This is a genomic window from Paenibacillus terrisolis, assembly GCF_056171975.1.
Map to the genome: position 1 here is coordinate 66,706 of NZ_JBKFGG010000030.1, position 19,550 is coordinate 86,255.

At 51.6% G+C, this 19,550-nt stretch carries 17 protein-coding genes and 1 pseudogene; 17 read left to right on the forward strand and 1 reads right to left on the reverse strand.

What is annotated here, in order from left to right:
• The first annotated feature begins 12 nt into the window (after positions 1-12).
• From ACI48K_RS20525 to ACI48K_RS20575, 11 genes and pseudogenes are all read left to right on the forward strand, one after another.
• On the forward strand, positions 13-660 hold the full coding sequence (locus tag ACI48K_RS20525; RefSeq protein ID WP_475029498.1) for a DUF6483 family protein: 648 nt from the start codon (positions 13-15) through the stop codon (positions 658-660).
• Positions 661-1,724: 1,064 nt separating this feature from the next.
• Positions 1,725-2,909, forward strand: coding sequence for a class I SAM-dependent methyltransferase (locus ACI48K_RS20530; protein WP_475029516.1), 1,185 nt, complete (start codon positions 1,725-1,727; stop codon positions 2,907-2,909).
• Positions 2,910-3,470: 561 nt separating this feature from the next.
• The gene (locus ACI48K_RS20535; protein ID WP_475029499.1) at positions 3,471-4,172 is read left to right on the forward strand and encodes a small-conductance mechanosensitive channel; all 702 of its coding nucleotides are present in this window, start codon (positions 3,471-3,473) and stop codon (positions 4,170-4,172) included.
• Positions 4,173-4,416: 244 nt separating this feature from the next.
• Positions 4,417-4,779, forward strand: coding sequence for a hypothetical protein (locus ACI48K_RS20540; protein WP_475029500.1), 363 nt, complete (start codon positions 4,417-4,419; stop codon positions 4,777-4,779).
• 215 nt (positions 4,780-4,994) lie between these two features.
• Positions 4,995-5,321, forward strand: a pseudogene (locus tag ACI48K_RS20545) (SAM-dependent methyltransferase); the annotation flags it as partial.
• A 184-nt stretch (positions 5,322-5,505) separates the two neighbouring features.
• A complete protein-coding gene (locus tag ACI48K_RS20550; protein WP_475029501.1) occupies positions 5,506-7,833 on the forward strand; it encodes a helix-turn-helix domain-containing protein in 2,328 nt (775 codons plus the stop codon).
• Between the two features lie 215 nt (positions 7,834-8,048).
• On the forward strand, positions 8,049-9,707 hold the full coding sequence (locus ACI48K_RS20555) for an extracellular solute-binding protein (RefSeq protein ID WP_475029502.1): 1,659 nt from the start codon (positions 8,049-8,051) through the stop codon (positions 9,705-9,707).
• Between the two features lie 80 nt (positions 9,708-9,787).
• Positions 9,788-10,693, forward strand: a complete 906-nt coding sequence (locus ACI48K_RS20560) for an ABC transporter permease (RefSeq protein ID WP_475029503.1) — start codon at positions 9,788-9,790, stop codon at positions 10,691-10,693.
• 43 nt (positions 10,694-10,736) lie between these two features.
• Positions 10,737-11,615 (forward strand): carbohydrate ABC transporter permease, encoded by an 879-nt coding sequence (locus tag ACI48K_RS20565; protein WP_475029504.1) that lies wholly within the window; start codon positions 10,737-10,739, stop codon positions 11,613-11,615.
• Positions 11,616-11,651: 36 nt separating this feature from the next.
• A complete protein-coding gene (locus tag ACI48K_RS20570; RefSeq protein ID WP_475029505.1) occupies positions 11,652-12,857 on the forward strand; it encodes a glycoside hydrolase family 88 protein in 1,206 nt (401 codons plus the stop codon).
• Positions 12,858-13,026: 169 nt separating this feature from the next.
• Positions 13,027-15,285, forward strand: coding sequence for a hypothetical protein (locus tag ACI48K_RS20575; RefSeq protein WP_475029506.1), 2,259 nt, complete (start codon positions 13,027-13,029; stop codon positions 15,283-15,285).
• 131 nt (positions 15,286-15,416) lie between these two features.
• Here ACI48K_RS20575 and ACI48K_RS20580 read toward each other — a convergent pair whose 3' ends face one another.
• Positions 15,417-15,728 (reverse strand): dehydrogenase, encoded by a 312-nt coding sequence (locus ACI48K_RS20580; protein WP_475029507.1) that lies wholly within the window; start codon positions 15,726-15,728, stop codon positions 15,417-15,419.
• 352 nt (positions 15,729-16,080) lie between these two features.
• Here ACI48K_RS20580 and uptA point away from each other — a divergent pair, with 352 nt between their 5' ends.
• The 6 genes from uptA to ACI48K_RS20610 all read left to right on the forward strand — a co-directional run.
• A complete protein-coding gene (uptA, locus tag ACI48K_RS20585) occupies positions 16,081-16,626 on the forward strand; it encodes an undecaprenyl phosphate transporter UptA (protein ID WP_475029517.1) in 546 nt (181 codons plus the stop codon).
• A 1-nt stretch (position 16,627) separates the two neighbouring features.
• Positions 16,628-17,194 (forward strand): thioredoxin family protein, encoded by a 567-nt coding sequence (locus tag ACI48K_RS20590; protein ID WP_475029508.1) that lies wholly within the window; start codon positions 16,628-16,630, stop codon positions 17,192-17,194.
• Between the two features lie 3 nt (positions 17,195-17,197).
• Positions 17,198-17,827 (forward strand): MBL fold metallo-hydrolase, encoded by a 630-nt coding sequence (locus ACI48K_RS20595; RefSeq protein WP_475029509.1) that lies wholly within the window; start codon positions 17,198-17,200, stop codon positions 17,825-17,827.
• Positions 17,828-18,374: 547 nt separating this feature from the next.
• Positions 18,375-18,758 carry an ATPase gene (locus tag ACI48K_RS20600; RefSeq protein ID WP_475029510.1) on the forward strand — a complete coding sequence of 128 codons (384 nt, stop codon included), beginning with the start codon at positions 18,375-18,377 and terminating at the stop codon, positions 18,756-18,758.
• Between the two features lie 181 nt (positions 18,759-18,939).
• Positions 18,940-19,227, forward strand: coding sequence for an Asp-tRNA(Asn)/Glu-tRNA(Gln) amidotransferase subunit GatC (gatC, locus tag ACI48K_RS20605; RefSeq protein ID WP_475029511.1), 288 nt, complete (start codon positions 18,940-18,942; stop codon positions 19,225-19,227).
• 41 nt (positions 19,228-19,268) lie between these two features.
• The coding region (locus ACI48K_RS20610; RefSeq protein ID WP_475029512.1) for an amidase family protein at positions 19,269-19,550 on the forward strand (282 nt) is incomplete at its 3' end.

Below are 19,550 nucleotides of genomic sequence, written 5' to 3' on the forward strand. Positions count from 1 at the left end.
GGGCTGAAAACAATGCTGCGAAGAGATTATCTGATGGGCATGATCGAGGATATGACGGAGATTTTGGGGAAGATATTCGGGCTGAAGCAGCAGCGGAAAATCATTGAAGCTTTATGGGAGTTGGATGAGCTGTACAAAGGACAATTCCGCTTGAACTCGCAGCTCATCGACACTTTGTCGGCCAAGGATCTTGTTCTGATGTTCCAAACCGGTGGGGAGGTGGAGGCGGACAAGCTGCAATCCCTCGCCCGCTTGCTTAAGGAAGAGGGGGAACTGTTTGGCGCTTCCGGCCAAGAGAACGAGGGCTTGTCGCGGCTGATGAAGTCGCTCTATTTGTACTTAACGGCTGTGCTGAACGGAGCGGATCGTTCGTTATGGCGCGCGGATGAAGACATCCTCGAATTGCTGGCGGCGCTCAAGGAATACCGGCTTCCGCCGGACACGGAGCGCCTGCTGTTTCAATACGAAGAAGCGGACGGGCATTATGGCCGGGCCGAGAACGTATTGTTCCGGCTATTGAAGGACGGAAGCATCCCGAAGGAAGAAGCGATTGCCTTTTATGAACGGCTGCTGCGGCTTGATTCAAAGCGGCTGGAAGAAGGCGGCCTTCCGCTGGATGAAGTCAATGAAGGCCTTGCCGAATTGCAAAGCCGTTTCTGATGGCGAAGGAGCCTTAAAGAGTTGAACTTCCAGCCCCTCTCCCTTATCGGGGACAAACGGGCAAACCCCGCGGGGAAACCTCGGCGAAGGAGCTTCTTAAGTGTGGGGAATATAATTACTTTTATCGAAAAGCGCCCTCGCCCCATTTTAGCTGCACCTTTTGCAATCGGTCCATCGCTTTATCGTCAGAACGAATACCATAAAAATGAAAGTTGCCTGATATCGGCTCGCCTACAGTTTTAAGGCTGATGCTGCACTTGTAGAAGGTTCCTGAAGTAGCGTGAGAATGACGCGGGATCTTTTTTGGTGGAATCTTTGGATTGGGAAAACAGCCCCATTGCCTCATTAACCTCTCAGAATTATATATAAGGGAACAAAAGGGCGCTATTGGGTCGATATCTCCCGTTTTGCGTGAAATAGAGGACATAAAGGTCGCTATTTTCTCGAAACGCCGGGAAATGGCCGCTTTTTGCACCGTTTGTTGGAAAATAAGGCCCAAAAGTTCCCCTATTGATGAGCGACACGCTGGAATCCGGAAAATAAGACCCTAGCGTGCCGCTATTTTTATGGAGCACCCTTAGACATAGAGTACCTCTTAGCTATGGGATACCATTATTCATGAAGGTACCGCCAGCAGATGAACTCACGTTATTTCCGGTTCGATCTAATAGAATGGCAATTGTGACAGGCTTGTTTTTGTTCTAGACCCTAGGTTGAAAAAAGGCTTCTGCGGCTGATCCGGCCGGATCAGAGAAGAAAGACGAAGCAAAAGATCAAAGCGGCAGAGTTTGTATACGGTGCTGCTAAGCTGCTTCAGCGGATTAATCTAAATGAAAAAGGCATATCAAATCGCCGTATTGTCTCTTGCTGTTTTTGCTTCTTAGGGAGTGTTTGCCCATGTTCAGGCAGCGGACAAAATTCAAATTACGTTGGATAATCAAGTCCCAAAAAAGAACATATCTCCCTATATAGCAGCAGGAACCTTACAAGTTCTCGTAACACTTTTAGACAACCTCTTGGCAATTTGCAAGGAAAATCATTTGAGAAAGCGAGCTGTCGTTCATATGGAAACCCTGCGGAATCTTGTACATGAGCTGGCGGAGCGGAGGACCCTCATTACGGCGACGCTGAGTCAGCTCCGCAAAGCCGGGGAAGCCGGCTACAGCAAGGTGCAAGTGAAACCGGTGGAAATCAAAAAACAACTTCATTACCAATTCGCCTACCACTCCAGCAACAAGGTTACGCATGAGAACGTGTCCGCCGACGCATTTGAAGAAAAGCTGCTGGAACTGCTCGGAGACACGTTCCGGCAAGGGCTGCTGTGCACGGCGGAAGCGGATTATCAGGTGCTGATCAGCAAAAAGTTCAAGGTGGCGATTCTGAAAAAAGCTCCTTCCAAAAAAGCGGACAGCCTGAATCTTTCGCATAATCGCAAGAAGCAGTATGTTCTGGAGGAAGGCGAACCCGTTCCATTTTTGGTCGAGCTGGGGATCATGAACGCCGAGGGCAAAGTTTTGGCTAAGAAATACGATAAGTTCAGACAGATCAATCGGTTTCTGGAAATGGTGCAGGACGTGCTGCCATTTCTTCCGGAAAACCGTCCGCTGACGATTGTGGATTTCGGCTGCGGCAAATCGTATTTGACGTTTGCGCTCTATCATTATTTGGCCGTGCAGCAGCAAAGAAAGCTGAACGTTGTTGGCCTCGATCTGAAAGCCGATGTTATCGAGCACTGCGGGGCGCTGGCCAAAAAGCTGGAGTATCGCGATTTACGGTTCCTTGTCGGCGACATTGCGGACTATAACGAGCTGAATGAAGTGGACATGGTCGTGACGCTGCATGCCTGCGATACGGCGACCGATGCCGCTCTGGAAAAGGCAGTTCGCTGGAATGCTTCGGTCATCCTGTCGGTGCCATGCTGCCAGCACGAGCTGTATGCCCAAGTGGAGAGTCCTTTACTTGAGCCGCTTCTGTCGCACGGCATTCTGAAAGAACGTTTCTCGGCGCTCGCTACGGATGCGATCCGTTCCAAGCTGCTGGACATGCTCGGATACAAAACGCAGCTGCTGGAATTTATCGATATGGAGCATACGCCGAAAAACATTCTGATCCGCGCAGTCAAAAGCCCGGGAGCGGACATTTCCGGGCTGTGGGCGGAATACACGGCATTCCGCGATTTTCTGCACGCGGACCCTTATCTGGAACGGGCCTGCCGGGATTTGCTGCCGGCGGGCGTGCCGCAGACCTAAACTCGGAGGGCAAAACGAATAAATGACGCGCAAATCGCTCAAGCGATGAGACGCGTCATTTTCTTTTTCGGACCCTCGAATTGACCAAAACGGGAATCGATTGATCATATCTTGAAAGTGATTGACTGCCGTTTAAACCAAAAATTATAATGGGGTTCAATTTAAATGGAAACGAAGGGGCGCGCATGAGAAAAATTTGGAATCAGCGCAAAAGTGTGATTTTCACCTGGATTTTTTCCTACATCATCGTATTGTTGATCCCTGTCGCCATGAGTCTGTCAATTAAGTATCCAGCAATACGCTTCAAGCATTTCTAGTAGTTTAGATTAACTATGGTTACTTTTTTTTGAATAATCGTTTTAATAAAATGTAAAAAATACACAATATTAGTAAAGCTGAAAAATAAGGTAAAACAATAGAAACAATATTCATATAATCACCTCTGTTTTTTATTGTATTAATATAGCACATAATTTCCAAATTATTACTGGGTTTTTAAGGAAAATAAGGATATAATAAGTATAAAAGTATGAATAATCCAAAAAAGGAGCGAATGTTTCTATGAGAAAAAAGATTCTATCGGTACTACTCATTTCTAGTCTTAGTCTTTCATTATCAGCTTCAGTATTTGCTGAAAATGGCTCTACTCTAATCAATTCACATTCGATTGAAAGAGTTTCATCTAGTCCTATTCCTCCAACTTATCTTAAAGAATATCAGGGTAAATTTCAAACTTTTGATCAAGTTTATGAAGCATTTCAACAAAACGTAAGACCCATGACCAATGAAGAAAAATCTAAGGGTGAATATGCTTATATTATTCAGACTCCCGATGAATTAGCAGCTTTGCTAGCATATAAGAAAGATCAGATCGCACTTTTAGAGCAACAAGCATTACAATCAATTCCTGTATCTGATTCTAATGTAAACACTTTTGCGGTTTCTTCAATCGTAACTAGAACTAACGAAGCCACCATTTATGATAATTATATTTATTGGATAAAGGGATACGTTACAATTGATTATGACTCAACATCAGGGACAATTTCACAAACAACTGCACGGAGTGCTTTGCTGGGCGTTACATATGGGCATACATGGAAACCTGAAAAACCAAGAATAACAGTCATATCAAATATTAAAAGAAGTGTTTTATTTGCAGGTGAGATTACTACCAATGTTTTTGCAGGTGGTGTAGGTGAAGTGTTGTCGGATCCTGTTAGTTATACATTGGGAGTTACGAGTATCGACACAATAGAATAGAAGATTGGCCTAATTTTTAAAAAATTCAGAAAAAAACACAAATCGGTCTGTGTCACATGTAGTTTTGCGACAAGGCCGATTTGTGTTTTTTACGATAAGTGAATTCCGTAAGCTGCAGTTGGATCCTTTGCGCGAGATGGTTGGTTTAGCGTGATGGAGGCGTCCGGATCAGGGGGGGACGAGCGCGTCCTTCGGACTGCATTAATCAAAATCGAGGGGAATTTGCGGCGGTTTACCGAAAGCTTTGCCTCCGAAGCCAGCGAGGGGGAGGGGATACCGCGAAACCGGAAACGCCAGTTGGACGTCCGGTTTTTGGTCGGGGATGCTGTGGCTCGCCCTTGGGAACGCCATGGCCCGGCAGGGAAAGGAGGCCTTACCTATTTTACGGCGCGCGGTTAATCTGGACCGTTTCGACCGGAACAGGCAAACTTCCGCGCTGCGGAGCGTAGAGCGTCTGTTGCAAAGAGGCGACCGCCACCGGGCAAATGCAGCCGCGGAGACGGGAACGGCCATGTACGCCCGCTACGCGGAGCTTGCCACGGATGTGTCGGCCAAGCCTTTGCAGCGAAATAACAGCCAATTTCCAAATGACCTCAGAGGCCGCTGATCTTGGCAATAAACTAAAACAACTGACACGCCTGTCTACGGATGCTGCACTATCAGCTCTCTATCTTCCAGTTTCTAAAGCCCTAACCGATAAGGACCCACGGATTCGCCGATCCTTATCGGTTTTCCGTATTTTTCGCGCATCCCATCGCGGCGCGCCGCATTTTCCGCATTTTCATGTCTCGCTCTTGGTCCTATCCGCCGCAAACAGCCCGGCAGCACGAGCTGTATGCCCAAGTGGAGAGTCCTTTACTTGAGCCGCTTCTGTCGCACGGCATTCTGAAAGAACGTTTCTCGGCGCTCGCTACGGATGCGATCCGTTCCAAGCTGCTGGACATGCTCGGATACAAAACGCAGCTGCTGGAATTTATCGATATGGAGCATACGCCGAAAAACATTCTGATCCGCGCAGTCAAAAGCCCGGGAGCGGACATTTCCGGGCTGTGGGCGGAATACACGGCATTCCGCGACTTTCTGCACGCGGACCCTTATCTGGAACGCGCCTGCCGGGATTTGCTGCCGACGGGTGTGCCGCAGACCTGAACTTGGAAGGCAAGCGAATAAATGACGCGCAAATCGCTTAAGCGATGAGACGCGTCATTTTCTTTTTCGGACCCTCGAATTGACCAAAACGGGAATCGATTGATCATATCTTGAAAGTGATTGACTGCCGTTTAAACCAAAAATTATAATGGGGTTCAATTTAAATGGAAACGAAGGGGCGCGCATGAGAAAAATTTGGAATCAGCGCAAAAGTGTGATTTTCACCTGGATTTTTTCCTACATCATCGTATTGTTGATCCCTGTCGCCATGAGTCTGGTCAATTACAAAGTATCCAGCGATACGCTCAAAGACGAGATTCGCCGTTCCAATGACGCTCTTCTGCAGCAGCTGCACGATCAAATCGATGTCCAGATCGGCGATATGATCCGCCTGAGCAACGAGATCGTCTGGAATTCGAAGCTTCAAAGCCTGCTGTACTCCCACAAGCCTTCGGGCGAAGATACCTATTTGGCCTATCAGATCGTCAAGGATTTGGGGAAATATCAAAACTATTACCCGACAATCGATCAATATTATGTGACGTGGAAAAAAGAAAGCGCTGTCTTAATGCCTGCAACCGTTCGGGATATGGATCTGCTGAAACAGGAGGGAAATTACGCACTATGGGCCAGGCTGCTGAACGATAATCCGAGCGGAACTTTTGTTAATCTGCCTTGGCTGGAACCGGGAAGAACCATGCCATCCCTTGCGTATATCACCCAACTGCGCACCGGGAAGGGGGCGGCTGTCTGGGGAACGACGGTCATCATGGTAGACACGAACCGGATTATGAAAGCGATTAACCAGCGCTTCGGAGGGGCCAAGGTGTACGTGCTGAACAATCAGAATGAAGTCCTGGTTTCCAATGACGCCGTTAAAACGCGCCCGCCTTTGTCGGAAGAGATGGAAACGGGAGAGAAGGGCAAGATTTACAGCGATCAGGAAAACGGGAAGAACGAGATCTTTTATATTCACTCCGATGTCTCGAATCTGAAATATGTATCCGTGATCCCGAGCCATCTTTATTGGGAAAAGTCGGAGTATATCCGGCGGTTTACCTATGTCAGCATCTTGCTGAGCATGATTGGAGCAGGGATCATCACGGTCATTTTCGCGCGCCGCAATTATTCCCCGATCCGCAAGCTGATTGCGGTCTTTTCCGCCGATCCGCATGCGGACGAAGAGATCGCGCGAAGCGGAGAACTGAACTTCATTCACCGGGCCATCACGAATTCACTCAGCGAAAAAGAGCAGATCGATCTGCAGCTGCAGCGGCAGAAAATCATGCTCCGTTCCAATATGCTCACCCGGCTTTTGCTTGGCAAAACGGAGGAGCGGCTTTCTACGGAAGAGGGATTAAAGAAGTTCGATATCACCATTCAATCGGACTGCTTTGCGGTGCTGCTGGTCTACGTGGAAAATTACGAAGTCATTTACGGCAGCTTTGCGGAAATGACCGCTTGGGAGAAACATCGGCTGCTGCAATTCATCATCACCAATGTCATGGAGGAAACGGTGCGGCAAGGCGGACATTCAGGGTATATGGCGGAGGTTGACGATATGCTCGGCTGCATCGTGAATTTTCACGACAATCCGGATATTTCCAAAGAAGCTTTAGAGAACATCGCCGCCTTGGCTCAAAGTTTCTTGCTGCAAAAATACAACATCGAGCTTACACTTTCCGTCAGCCGAATTCACGAAGGCTTCCTCGGCGTCGCCGAAGCTTATCAGGAGGCGCTTGACGCGATGGAATACAAAATGGTCGCCGGAAAGCAGACAATTATCTTATATGAAAAGGTTGCGCTTCAGGCGGGAGAACGCCAGACCGGTTATTACTATCCGCTAAAGCTTGAAATGCGGTTGATGAACTTCATCAAAGCCGGAGATTACCGGCAGGCCGGAGAACTGCTGCAAGAAATCGCGAAGCGGAATTCCGGGGAACATTACGTGTCTTTGACGCTTTCTCGCTGTCTCGTCTTCAATCTGATCGGAACGATGGTGAAGGCCATCAACGAGATCGGCGGAGCGGAGAGCAGTTTTCTGGCCGACCATCCGAATTGGATGGATCAGGTCGTTACCCGCCAAACCCTTGACGAGATCTATGAGGAATTGGACGTTTTGCTGCGGAACATTTGCTCGTTCGCGGCAAAGCGGCGGGAGAGCATGCTGAAAAGCGCCAAGTTAACGGAAACGCAGGACCTGATCGAAGGTGTGAAAAGATTTGTCCGTGATCATTACGCCGATCCCAACCTTAACGTCAATTTCGTCGGGGAGAGCTTTCGTTTGAATTCGGGATATCTCTCAAAGTTGTTTAAAGAATACAGCGGCGAAGGGCTGCTTGATTATATCAACAAATGCCGGATCGATTGCTCCAAGGTAATGATGCTGAAGGAGAAGTTGTCCGTCATCGAGGCGGCCAAACGAGTGGGATACAGCGAGGCCGCTTCGTTCATTCGCATCTTCAAAAAATATGAGGGCATCACACCGGGCAAATTTAAAGAAATGGAGTAAAAAAGCGGACCGTCTCTTCGGGTCATTTCACAATGGCCGGGGCGGTTTTCTTTTTTGGTCAATGACTGCGGAAATGGCCAATGGCTTCCTCCGATTTTGCCTATCCGGTTTCCGATTTTGCACATTGTTATTCATCGGTTTCGGAAGAAATAATGAGAGCGGTAACACTCCGGGCGACTTAAGTCGGAGGTACACATTTTGTAGGGGGGAAAGCAATGAGAAAGTTAAAATCGAGCTTGGTTTATGTTGTCGTTACGCTGCTGTTCGTCGGTCTGCTCGGCGGCTGCGGCGGCTCGAACAACGCGGGCAACGCCGGGAACGCGGAAAATGCGGGCAGCAATAGCAATAGCGGTAACACCGCAAATGAAGCGACGGGGAACTCTTATCCGATTCAAACCGATAAGACGCTAACGTACTGGTCGGAACTGAACGGCAACGCTTTATCGGTGAAACCGACGTTTCAGGAGGTGCCTTTCTTTCAGGAATGGCAAAAGCGCACGGGCGTAAAGCTTAAATTCACTCAGCCGCCATCCAACCAGGTGCAGGAAACGCTGAACATGCTGCTCGCTTCGGGCGATCTGCCCGATATGATCGAGTACTCCTGGGGATCCGCGTTCCCGGGAGGACCGGAAAAAGCGATTAACGACGGCTATATTTTGAAGCTGAATGACTTGATCGACAAATACGCGCCTAACCTCAAAAAATATTTGCAGGAGCATCCCGAAATCGATAAGCAGATCAAAACAGACAGCGGTTCGTATTACGTCTTCCCGTTTATTCGCGGCGACGATCTGCTGCGCACGTTCCAGGGCCCGATTGTCCGCAAGGACTGGCTGGATGAGCTGGGACTGCCGGTTCCGGAGACGATTGACGATTGGCATACGGTGCTGACCGCGTTCAAGGAGAAAAAAGGCGCCAGCGCGCCGCTGACTTTCCTCGGTTCGCCCAACGCCCTGTTTGGTTTGGACGGCGGGGCGTTCATCGGAGCCTTCGGCGTGATCAAAAACTTCTACGTCGACGACGGAAAAGTGAAGTACGGGCCGGTTGAGCCGGGATACAAGGAGTTTTTGGACACTTTCAGCAAATGGTACAAGGAAGGTCTGATCGACAAAAACATCGCCACCGTGGACACGAAAACGATGGATTCCAATATGACCTCCGGCCACAGCGGAGCGACGGTATGGAACGCCGGCGCCGGCATCGGCACCTGGTCGCCGCTGCTCAAAGCCAAAGATCCGAAATCACAGCTGGTTCCTGCGCCGTATCCTGTCGTGAAGCAAGGGGAGACGCCGAAGTTCGGTCAAAAGGACTTCTCTTACGTACCGGTCGGTACCACCGCGATTTCGGCCACATCCAAAAACGCCAAGCTGGCGGTAAGAATGCTGGATTATGGGTATAGCGAGGAAGGGCATAATTTCTTCAATTTCGGCACCGAAGGCGTCAGCTATACGATGCAGGACGGAAAACCGACCTACACCGACCTGATCATGCACAATCCGGACGATTTGTCTCCGGCGCAAGCTCTGGCCATGTATACCCGCAGCAGCTATCAGGGGCCGTTCGTGCAGGATAAACGTTATATCGAGCAGTATTTGACGATGCCGGAGCAGCAGGACGCGATCAAAATCTGGTCCGCGACGGATGCCGAGAAGCACCGCATTCCGCCGGTGACGCCAACGCCGGAAGAAAGCACGGAAATGGCTTCGATCATGAACGAAGTCAACACGCTGGTCGACGAAATGTCGCTCAAAATCATTTTGGGCGCAGAATCCGTCGATGCGTTCAACCAATACGTCGAAAAGATCAAATCGCTCAATATCGACCGTGCGATCGAAATCCAGCAAAATGCGCTTGAACGCTACAATCAACGCTAAAACGGAAGACCGTCGCAAGCGTTAAGCCGTCCGCGCGGGGAAGGGGCCCTTCTCCGCGCGGATTTATCCAAGGAGGCCCCATGAACAAATTCGTCAAGGATTTCCTCACCAATAAGTATCTTTATTTGATGATGCTGCCGGTGCTGGCTTACTATATCGTTTTTCAATACGCGCCGATGTACGGAGCGGTTATCGCCTTTAAAAACTACACGCCGATGAAAGGGATCGGCGGAAGCGAATGGGTCGGCTTCGCCCATTTCGCCGATTTTTTTAATAGCTATTACTTCGGGCGGATTTTCCGCAATACGATTTTGATCAGCGTCTATTCCCTGATTTTCGAATTCCCCATGCCAATTTTGCTGGCGCTGCTGCTCAACGAAATCAGGAATCGGAGGTTTAAAAGATTCGCCCAGTCCGTGACCTACATGCCGTATTTTATTTCCCTCATTGTCATATGCGGCATGATCAAGGATTTTACGAACGGGGGAGGGTTCATCAACATGTTGTTTACCTCCCTTTTCGGCGGCGACGGCCAGGCCATGCTCCAGAAGCCCGAGCTGTTCCGGACGATTTATATTGTGTCGGATATCTGGCAGCGGATCGGCTGGGAATCGATTATCTACCTGGCATATTTGACGTCGATCGACCAGGAGCAATACGAAGCGGCCCGCATCGACGGAGCTTCGCGGCTGCAGCAGATGAAGAGCATTACGCTGCCCGGATTGGTGCCGATCATCGTTACTATGTTTATTTTGCGGGTCGGGAATCTGCTTAACGTCGGTTTTGAGAAGATTATTCTGTTATACAACTCCATGACCTATGAAACGGCGGATGTCATCTCTTCCTTCGTGTACCGTAAAGGTCTGCTTGAATTCGACTGGAGCTACAGCGCGGCGGTGGGCCTGTTCAATTCGGTGCTGAATCTGGTGCTGCTCATCATTGCCAATCAGGTCAGCAAAAAAGCCGCGGAGACCAGCTTATGGTAAACGTGGGGAGTTGCCGGTTGGAAGGTAAGGGGGAAGAGAAAACATGCCTGTAAAGCAAAATTTAGGAGAGCGATTTTTTGATGCCGTCGTGTATGTCCTGGTCGGCCTTCTGATCGTGGTCACGATATACCCGATGCTGTACGTTGCCTTCGCCTCCGTCAGCGATGCAGACCGGATCGTGGCCCATCAGGGAATGCTGCTGCGGCCGCTTGGCTTCAATTTGCAAGCCTATCAGAAGGTGTTCGCCAATTCCGCGATATTACGAGGCTTCGGCAACACCTTGTTTACCTTGGTGGTCGGTGTGGCCATCAATCTGCTGCTGACTTCGATGGGGGCGTACGTGCTTTCGCGCAAAAACGTACTTTGGAACAAGGGCTTCATGTTCCTGATTCTGTTCACGATGTTTTTCAGCGGGGGTTTGATTCCGCTATATTTGGTTGTCAAAGGCGTGGGAATGCTGGATACGCTGTGGTCCATCATCATTCCGTTTTCGGTGAACACGTTTAACCTGATCATTATGAGAACCTCGTTCGCTTCGATTCCCGATGCGCTGGAGGAATCGGCGAAGATCGACGGGGCCAACCATTTCGTCTCCCTGTTCCGCATTATCCTGCCATTGTCTCTTCCGGTGCTGGCGGTTATCGGGCTCTATTATTCGGTGGAAAAGTGGAATGGCTGGTTTTACGCCTCGATCTTCATCAAGAACCGCGGTCTTTTCCCGCTGCAAGTTATCCTTAGGGAAATCCTGATTTCCAACTCCACGGAAAGCATGACTTCCGGCGGAGGGGCGGAGCAGTATCAAATCGGAGAAACGATCAAATACGCGACCATCATGGTAACGACTTTGCCCATTTTATGCGTGTATCCTTTTTTGCAGCGATATTTTGTCAAAGGGGTACTGGTTGGGGCGGTCAAGGGCTGACATCTTGAAATTATATGAGAGTGGGGGAATGTTCGTTTGGATATTGCAATGAGTGATTTTCGCAAGCCGCGGCTGGAGCCTTTGCGGCACGACGGTTGGCTTGGCGTTATGGAGAATCCGGGGGCAGGAGAGATCGAGCGGGCCTTCCGAACTGCTTTGAGCAAAATCGGGGACAATTTGCCGCGGTTTACCGGAAGCTTTCCTTCCGAAGCCGGCAAGGGCGGCAAATATCTCGAATCCGGGAATGTCAGCTGGACGCCCGGCTTTTGGACGGGGATGTTGTGGCTGGCCTACGAGATAACGGGGGATGCCCGCTATAAGAAGACGGCGGAACTGCAAGCGGACGGCTTCAAAACGAGGGCGGAGGACCGGATCGACGTGAACCATCACGACTTGGGCTTTTTGTACAGCTTGTCGTGCGTAGCGGGTTACAAAATTACCGGCCGGGAAGAGGCGAAAGAGGCGGCGCTTGCGGCGGCGGAATTATTGCTGCTTCGTTTCAAGGACAAGGGAAGGTTCATTCAGGCATGGGGAGATATGAACGATCCCGGAAATAACCGGCTCATCATCGACTGCCTGATGAATTTGCCGCTGCTTTATTGGGGAACGGAGGCGTCCGGAAACCCGGTCTACCGCCGGGCTGCGCTGCAGCATTTCGAGACCGCCGTGGCCACGGTTATTCGTGAAGACGCATCAACCTTCCATACTTATTTCTTCGATCCCGTGACCGGAGACGCCCTGCGGGGAGCAACTTCCCAAGGTTATGCCGACGAATCCTGCTGGGCCAGAGGGCAAGCCTGGGGAATCTACGGGCTTGCGTTGACCTACAAATACGCCAAATACGAATTCATACCCGAAACCTTCAAGCGTCTTGTCCATTATTATCTGAATCGCCTTCCGGCGGATGGCGTTCCTTATTGGGATCTGCTGATTCCGGACGGTTCGGATGAGCCGCGCGACTCTTCGGCCGCCGCAATCGCGGCCTGCGGACTTTTGGAGATGGCCAAATATCCGGAGGTGCGGCCGGAAGACCGGGAGCTGTACAGAACTGCGGCTCTTGCCATGCTTACCTCGCTAATGCGCGAATATGCCGTAAAAGGGGAGGAAGCCGACGGTCTGCTGCTGCACGGTGTATACAGCAAACCGCATGGGCTTGGTGTGGATGAATGCAATCTCTGGGGCGATTATTTCTATCTCGAGGCGTTGGTCCGTAATCTAACGGATTGGGAAATCTACTGGTAACATAGAACGGTAAATTCAACCTGAGGGCGGCCAGTACCTCAGGTTTTCTTTTTGGAATACGTTCCTTCCGAAATGCCAATAACTCGTATTAGGTCGGTTAAATCCGGAGCATGGCGAGAGGGGGGCGAAGGGACTGAAACGAATAGGACGGTTTGGGCCGGTTGCCGCTATGGTGGGTACGGGATGGACGATTTGCCTGATGCGGGGAATGTTCTATACGGATTCGGTTGGCGCTTTGCTGTTAATTTCGGCGTGGCTGACTGCCGCCTGCGTCATATTTTCGATGTTGGCGGCAACCGGCGTTTGGCAGGCGGCGCTTCTGTCATGGCGGGCAAAGACGGATGCGGGTTCCGTATCTTCCCGGGTCGGGGGCATCGGTGTGCGGTATTGGCTGCCGCCATGCGGACCTTTTGTTTTTGCGGGAATGTACTGGCTTGCTCTGGCCGTTGGCCCTCTTTCGGTGCAGGCAACGATAGAGTCCCTGCTTCGCTGGATGTTTTACGGTGTTTTCGGTTTGTTTGTATATGCCTTAGCAAGGCAAGCGGGGGGACGCCGAATGCTGGAAGCGGGCTGGCTTGCGATCGGCGGCCTGCTGGCCTTGACGGCGCTGGCTTCCGTATACGGCCTGCTGCCGCTGCCGGGCGCCATCCTGCGCAGCGGCGACCCTGATATTTCTTCGGCGGGTGCTCGCCTGGGAGGACTGCTGCAGTATCCCAATACCTTCGGCGCCATCATGGCCGTTTATATGCTTGAGCGGCTGCTGGCGCTTGCCCGGTTGAGCTCTGCGGAATTTACCCGCAGAAAAGGCTGGCGAGGGTACCGGACGGGGGGCTGGGTGTTTCTGTTTGCATCCTGCCTCATGCTGTCCGAATCACGCGGGGCGCTTGCCGCTGCGCTGACCGGCGTGGCCGCGGGCTGCCTCTTGCTGCGCGGTCCGGAGCGGCGGCGCTTGCTGCTGCACGGCGGCGCCCTGCTCGCCGCGGCCGCCGCGTTCGCCCGCCGGCTGGCTGCCGCGCGGCTGGCCCCGCCACCGCTGCCCGGACTGCTTCTGCTCGCCGCCATGATGGCGGCGGCGCTGGCGCTGTCCGGGCTTGCCGCCCGCCTGCCGCGGCTGCGCTCGCGCGGGGCGCTTGCCGCCGCGCTGCTGGCCGCGGCGGGGGCGGCACTTGCGGGCGGCGGGCTGACGGGGCGGCTGCTCCGCCCCGAAACACTGCTCGCCCGGGCGCGCATGTACGGCGACGCTTGGCGGCTGTACCTCCGCTCCCCCTGGCTGGGGGAAGGTGGAGATGTCTGGCGCCTGGCGTTCCGCAGCGTGCAGAGCCGTCCTTACGTCGGCAGCGAGATGCACAGCGGCTATATCGACATGGCGCTGGACCTCGGTCTGGTCGGCTTGTCCGTTATGCTGCTGTGGCTGGGTTTTATCGCGCTCCGGCTGTGGAAATCTCATCGCATGCTGCTGCCGCCCTTCATGGTTTTACTTGTTCACGGCGCGATCGACTTTGATATGAGCTATGGCCTTGTATGGCTGCTGATTTTATGGATATCGGGGATTGCGGCAGCGAAGGACACCGAAGAGAGGGCGGGAAAACGGTCGGCCGCAGAGCCGGCCCGGGGGCGGCCGATTGCTATGCGGCTTCCGCAGCTTCCGCAGCTTCCGCAGCTTCCGCAGCTTCCGCAGCTTCCGCTGCTGAAGGCGTTTAAGCTTCGAACCATCGCTTACGCGGCCGGGAGCGTGGCATTGCTTGCCTCCGGCTTGTCCGGGTTTCATCATGCCGAAAGCCTAAGATATTATGCTCTTGCCGCAGCGGAAAATCATCGCCCTGATCCGGCAGCGATAGCCCCTATGAGCGGGAAGCCGGAAGAAGAGGCTGACGGCGAAATTGCAGAGGACGATGCTGCCGACCGTGCCATACGGACCGATAAAACCGCTGCGCTGCTGGAACAATCTCTGATGCATGGCCCTTATCGCACCTCGGCCCGCGTCGCCTTGGCCGGATTGCAAGCTTCGCAAGGCGCGGCCGAAGCATTGCTGCGTGGCGGCCTTGCCTACGAACCGGCCGCGCCCGATTTGTGGCTCGCCCTTGGCAGCGCCATGGCCCGGCAGGGAAACACGGGGGCCTTGCCGGTTTTGCAACGCGCGGTTGAACTGGACCATTTCGACCGGAACAGACAAACCGCCGCGCTGCGATGCGTAGAGCGGTTGTCGCAAATGCTGCTGGCTCAAGGCGATCTCCGCCGGGCAAATGCAGCCGCGGAGGCGGGAGTATCCATGTACGCCGGCTACGCGAAGCTTGCTGCGGACGTGTCGGCCAAACCTCTGCAGCGAAATGACCGTCAATTCAAAATGACTGCAGAGGCCGCCGCTCTTGGCGGTAAATTAAAACAACTGACACGTCTGTCTGCGGATGCTGTATTGCCAGCTCCCTAGCCTTCAGTCTCTAAAGTTCCAAACAGAAAGAACCGGCGATTCCGCCGGTCCTTATTGGTTTTTCGCATTCTCCGCATATTTCGAATCGCGCTGTCTCATTTTTCGCTCTTTTGCAGGCTTTCCATTTTGGGTTATCCGCCAAACGCTGCCCGGAATGCTCGAGACAAGTCCCCGCGGTCAACCTTCCATAAATCGGCCAGTTCGGAACTGACCGCCTCATCCCACCAATCGGCGAGAACCTTGCGGTTGCTGCTGTTTTCGCCGATCCAGAGCAGGTTGCCGATCACTTTTTTGTAGTACAAAGCTTCGCCTTCCTTCACCAAATCCTCCGGAATGTATACGCCAAGCCTTTTGACCGTCCGGTACAGCTCCTTGCTGCATCCGCGGCGGATTTTGCGGGGAGTGGGGAGGGAAGTTTGATGTTTGCTTGGGGTATTAGCCATGGTACCGCCTCCTTTTCTCACAACATATGCGGCGGCTTCCCGCAGAGTCACCGGCCCGGCGTTAAGTAGAATGCATGTCCCCGCCTATGGTAGAATAGACTCTGATAGTAGAGGACGGTGCCGAAAACCCGGCTTCGGCTTTTGATCACGAAGTGAAGCTAATATAAAAAATGAAAAGTTAGGCAAGAGTGAGAAATGTTCCGTAAGATCAAGCTTGACATTCAATTTTGCTTTTGACATGTTTTTTGAAGATGCGATCTTAATAAGAAAGAGGATAAAAACCGTGGAGTGGATATCGAATTTAGTTGCAGTATTATTGGATTGGGTCCAGCAATTGGGCTACTTCGGCATTATGCTGGGGCTCATGATCGAAATTATTCCGAGCGAAATTGTCTTGGCCTACGGAGGATACCTGGTTCATTTAGGTCATATCAGTTTTGTGGGAGCGATCTTCTTCGGCGTCATCGGCGGTGTCATCGCCCAGGTTTTCATTTACTGGATCGGGAGATACGGCGGAAGACCGGTGCTGGAGAAATACGGCAAATACATCCTGATTCACAAAAAACACATCGACGCCTCCGAGGCCTGGTTTCTGAAATACGGCCCCGGCGTCATTTTTACGGCCCGGTTCATTCCGGTAGCGCGTCATGCGATCTCCATTCCGGCGGGGATGGCGAGAATGCACATCGGCAAGTTCATTCTGCTCACGACGCTGGCGATCATTCCTTGGTCGGTTTTGTTTGTTTATTTGGGCATGGCGCTCGGAGACCAATGGCAGAACGTCGATGAAAAAGCAGGCCCGTATATCATGCCGATTCTTTTGACCGCCTTGGCGTTGCTGGTGGTATACGTACTTATCAAATGGTTTGGATCCGGAAAAAAGAAAGGGGATGCTTAAGATGGCTCTGAATTTGGCGCATAAATTTGGCAAAGGAATTTCTCCCAAGGTGTTTATGGAGGGGATGCAGCGCAATAAAGAAGCGTTCCATGCCGGTTATGACGGTTTCGCTTGGCAAAGCGACGAAGACCGCGAGTTTTTTGAAAGCCTGAAATCTCGGAGCGACCTGCGTGTGCTGATTTTGGCCGCGGATTGGTGCGGCGATGTTGTCCGCAGCGTACCGATCGTCTTTAAAGTCCTGGAAGCCGCCGACGTGGAGACGGAAGTGCTCATTCTTGAGGAACATCAGGATGTAATGGACCATTTTTTAACCATGGGCGGCAGAGCCGTTCCGATTGTTATTTTCGTCAAAGCGGATGGCGAGGTGCTTGGATCTTGGGGGCCACGTCCAAAACATGTCCAGGAGCTGATGATCCGGTTCAAGCAGGAAAACCAGGACCGGGAAGCGCTGGATTATGACGAGAAAATCGCCGTTGTCCGCAAGAATATGGCGGAGAAATACGAGGAAGGAGCCGGAGTCAACGCGTCGGTCGTGTCCGAGCTGCGCGCGCAAATTTCCGAATACTAAGACATGACGTTAAAAATAGACACCATCCCTCTGGGACAATTGCAGACAAACGCTTATTTGCTGCGGGGGAAAGAGGAGAATCGCGCGGTCATTATCGATCCAGGCATGAATCCGGGGCCGCTGCTTCGCAGAATCGAAGGGCTGGAGATTGAAGCGATACTGCTCACGCACGCCCATTTCGACCATATCGGCGGAGTCGACGAAATCCGCAAATCGAAAAAATGCCCGGTCTACATCCATCCGCTGGAAAGCGACTGGCTGACGACGCCGAAGCTGAACGGTTCGTTGATGTGGCCGGAGGTATCCGGACCGATCAGCACCGATCCAGCCGAATATGATTTGGCCGAAGGGCAAAAGCTGTCGCTTCTCGGCCATGAATTTACCGTCTATCATACTCCCGGACATTCCCCAGGAAGCGTAAGCTTTCTGTGCGGGGAACATTTGTTTTCCGGAGATGTCCTGTTCCGGCTTAGTGTGGGCCGAACGGATTTGCCCGGAGGACGGGAGGTCGATCTTTTCAACTCCATCCGCAGCAAGCTGTACCGTTTGGCGGATGAAATCAAGGTATACCCGGGGCACGGCCCGAAAACCACGATTGGGTATGAACGCGCCAATAACCCTTACGTATCGTAAGAAAAAGAGCTTTTTCCGCAAAATATACGAAAAAGTACAAAAATACTAGACAAGAATGCATTCCTTTGATAGGATGTACTTATTAAATGTTTGTAACCTTTGCGAAGCACGCAAGCTGTGGACTAATCCCGGTTTGCGTTCTTTTTTTGTTCTCCGATGCCGCCGAACGCTTTTTCCGGGAGAATAAGGCCCGAAAAGGGGATTTCGGCAAAGGGGAGACATGATGAAAAACCGCTCAACTTATTTTACGGACACGGGAAGGAAGCTATTTCGCACACAGGACGGATTCGGTTCCGGGTGCTCCCGTTCAAAGGAAAGGGATGGAAAGATGCCCGCCTGGAGCCATGTCGCGCTTCGATCGGGAGTGATCGATCAGCCTTGGCACGACAGGCTGCTGAGGTTATGGCGGCTGTAAAAATGCTTGTTCCGCCGCAAAACTTGAACTACTTCCTTTTTTTTAGTAGGATAATATAAAAGTGAGAGTTCAAATGAACCTTTTGAACTGTTAGCTCATAACTTACAATAAAAAAAATCAGGGAGGTAGACGATGCTGCATTTGGGAGAGAGAATTGTGATCGTCGACGATGCTTTTGAGCAGAATCTTCCTGTTGGGGAATATGGTTACATTATTGCTTACGACCGTAACCCGGATAATGCGTTCGATTATGTTATAAGATCCCCGAAGACCGGACGGAATTATTTCGTTCCTTCGAGCGACGTGGAGTCCGAGGAACGGTTGATTGAGCAGCAAGCGGAGCGTGCGACCCAGGAAGCCTTGATCGACTACGCTTTGGCTACGCACAATGAGAAGCTGTTCATGCAAATTATGAACGGCGACGGCAATGATGCGGACAAAGACGAGGAACCAACAAAAGAGGTTTTGTCTCAGGCGGAATTCATCAAGCAAGTGAATCTACGGGCATGGATCTAAAGGGTTAGGCGATGCCGGACTCTTTTGAAGCGGAAACGGTATTCGTTCCTTGAATGGGGGCGATCGCCGTTTCCGTTTGTTTTTAAGGCCCTTTTCCTTGTTTCGCTTTAACGGATTGAATTGCGCGGGAATCTACAATATAATTTTAATCAACTGTACTACTTTTAGGAGGACGCTGCGAATGAGTATCCAGACCAAGGATGTCGATCATGTGGCCAAGCTGGCCCGACTGCATTTGACGGAACAAGAGCGGGAATTGTTCACGGAGCAATTGAACGCGATTTTACAATATGCGGAGAAATTGAATGAACTCGATACGGAAAATGTCGAACCGACGACGCATGTGCTGCATCTCAGCAATGTCATGCGCGAGGATGAAGTGAGGGAAAGCCTGCCGCAGGAAAAAGTGTTCCGTAACGCTCCTGAGGAAGAGAACGGGCAGTTCAAAGTGCCTGCCGTATTGGAGTAAAATCAGCCACTATTAAACGTTACATGAAGGAGGAAGCCGGATTGGCGCTTTTTGATTTGCGTTTACAGGAGATACATAACAAGCTCCACAGCAAGGAGTTGTCCGTAACCGATTTGGTCGGCGAAGCGTTTGCCGCCATTCAGGCGAGAGATGAGCGAATCGGAGCTTATTTGACGCTCAACGAAGAAGGGGCTCGCGCCGAGGCCGCACGCCTGGATAACAAGCTGGCGAGCGGAGAAAAGAAGGGGCTTTTGTTTGGTTTGCCGATCGGCATTAAAGACAACATGGTGACCGAAGGCTTGCGCACCACGTGCGCGAGCCAG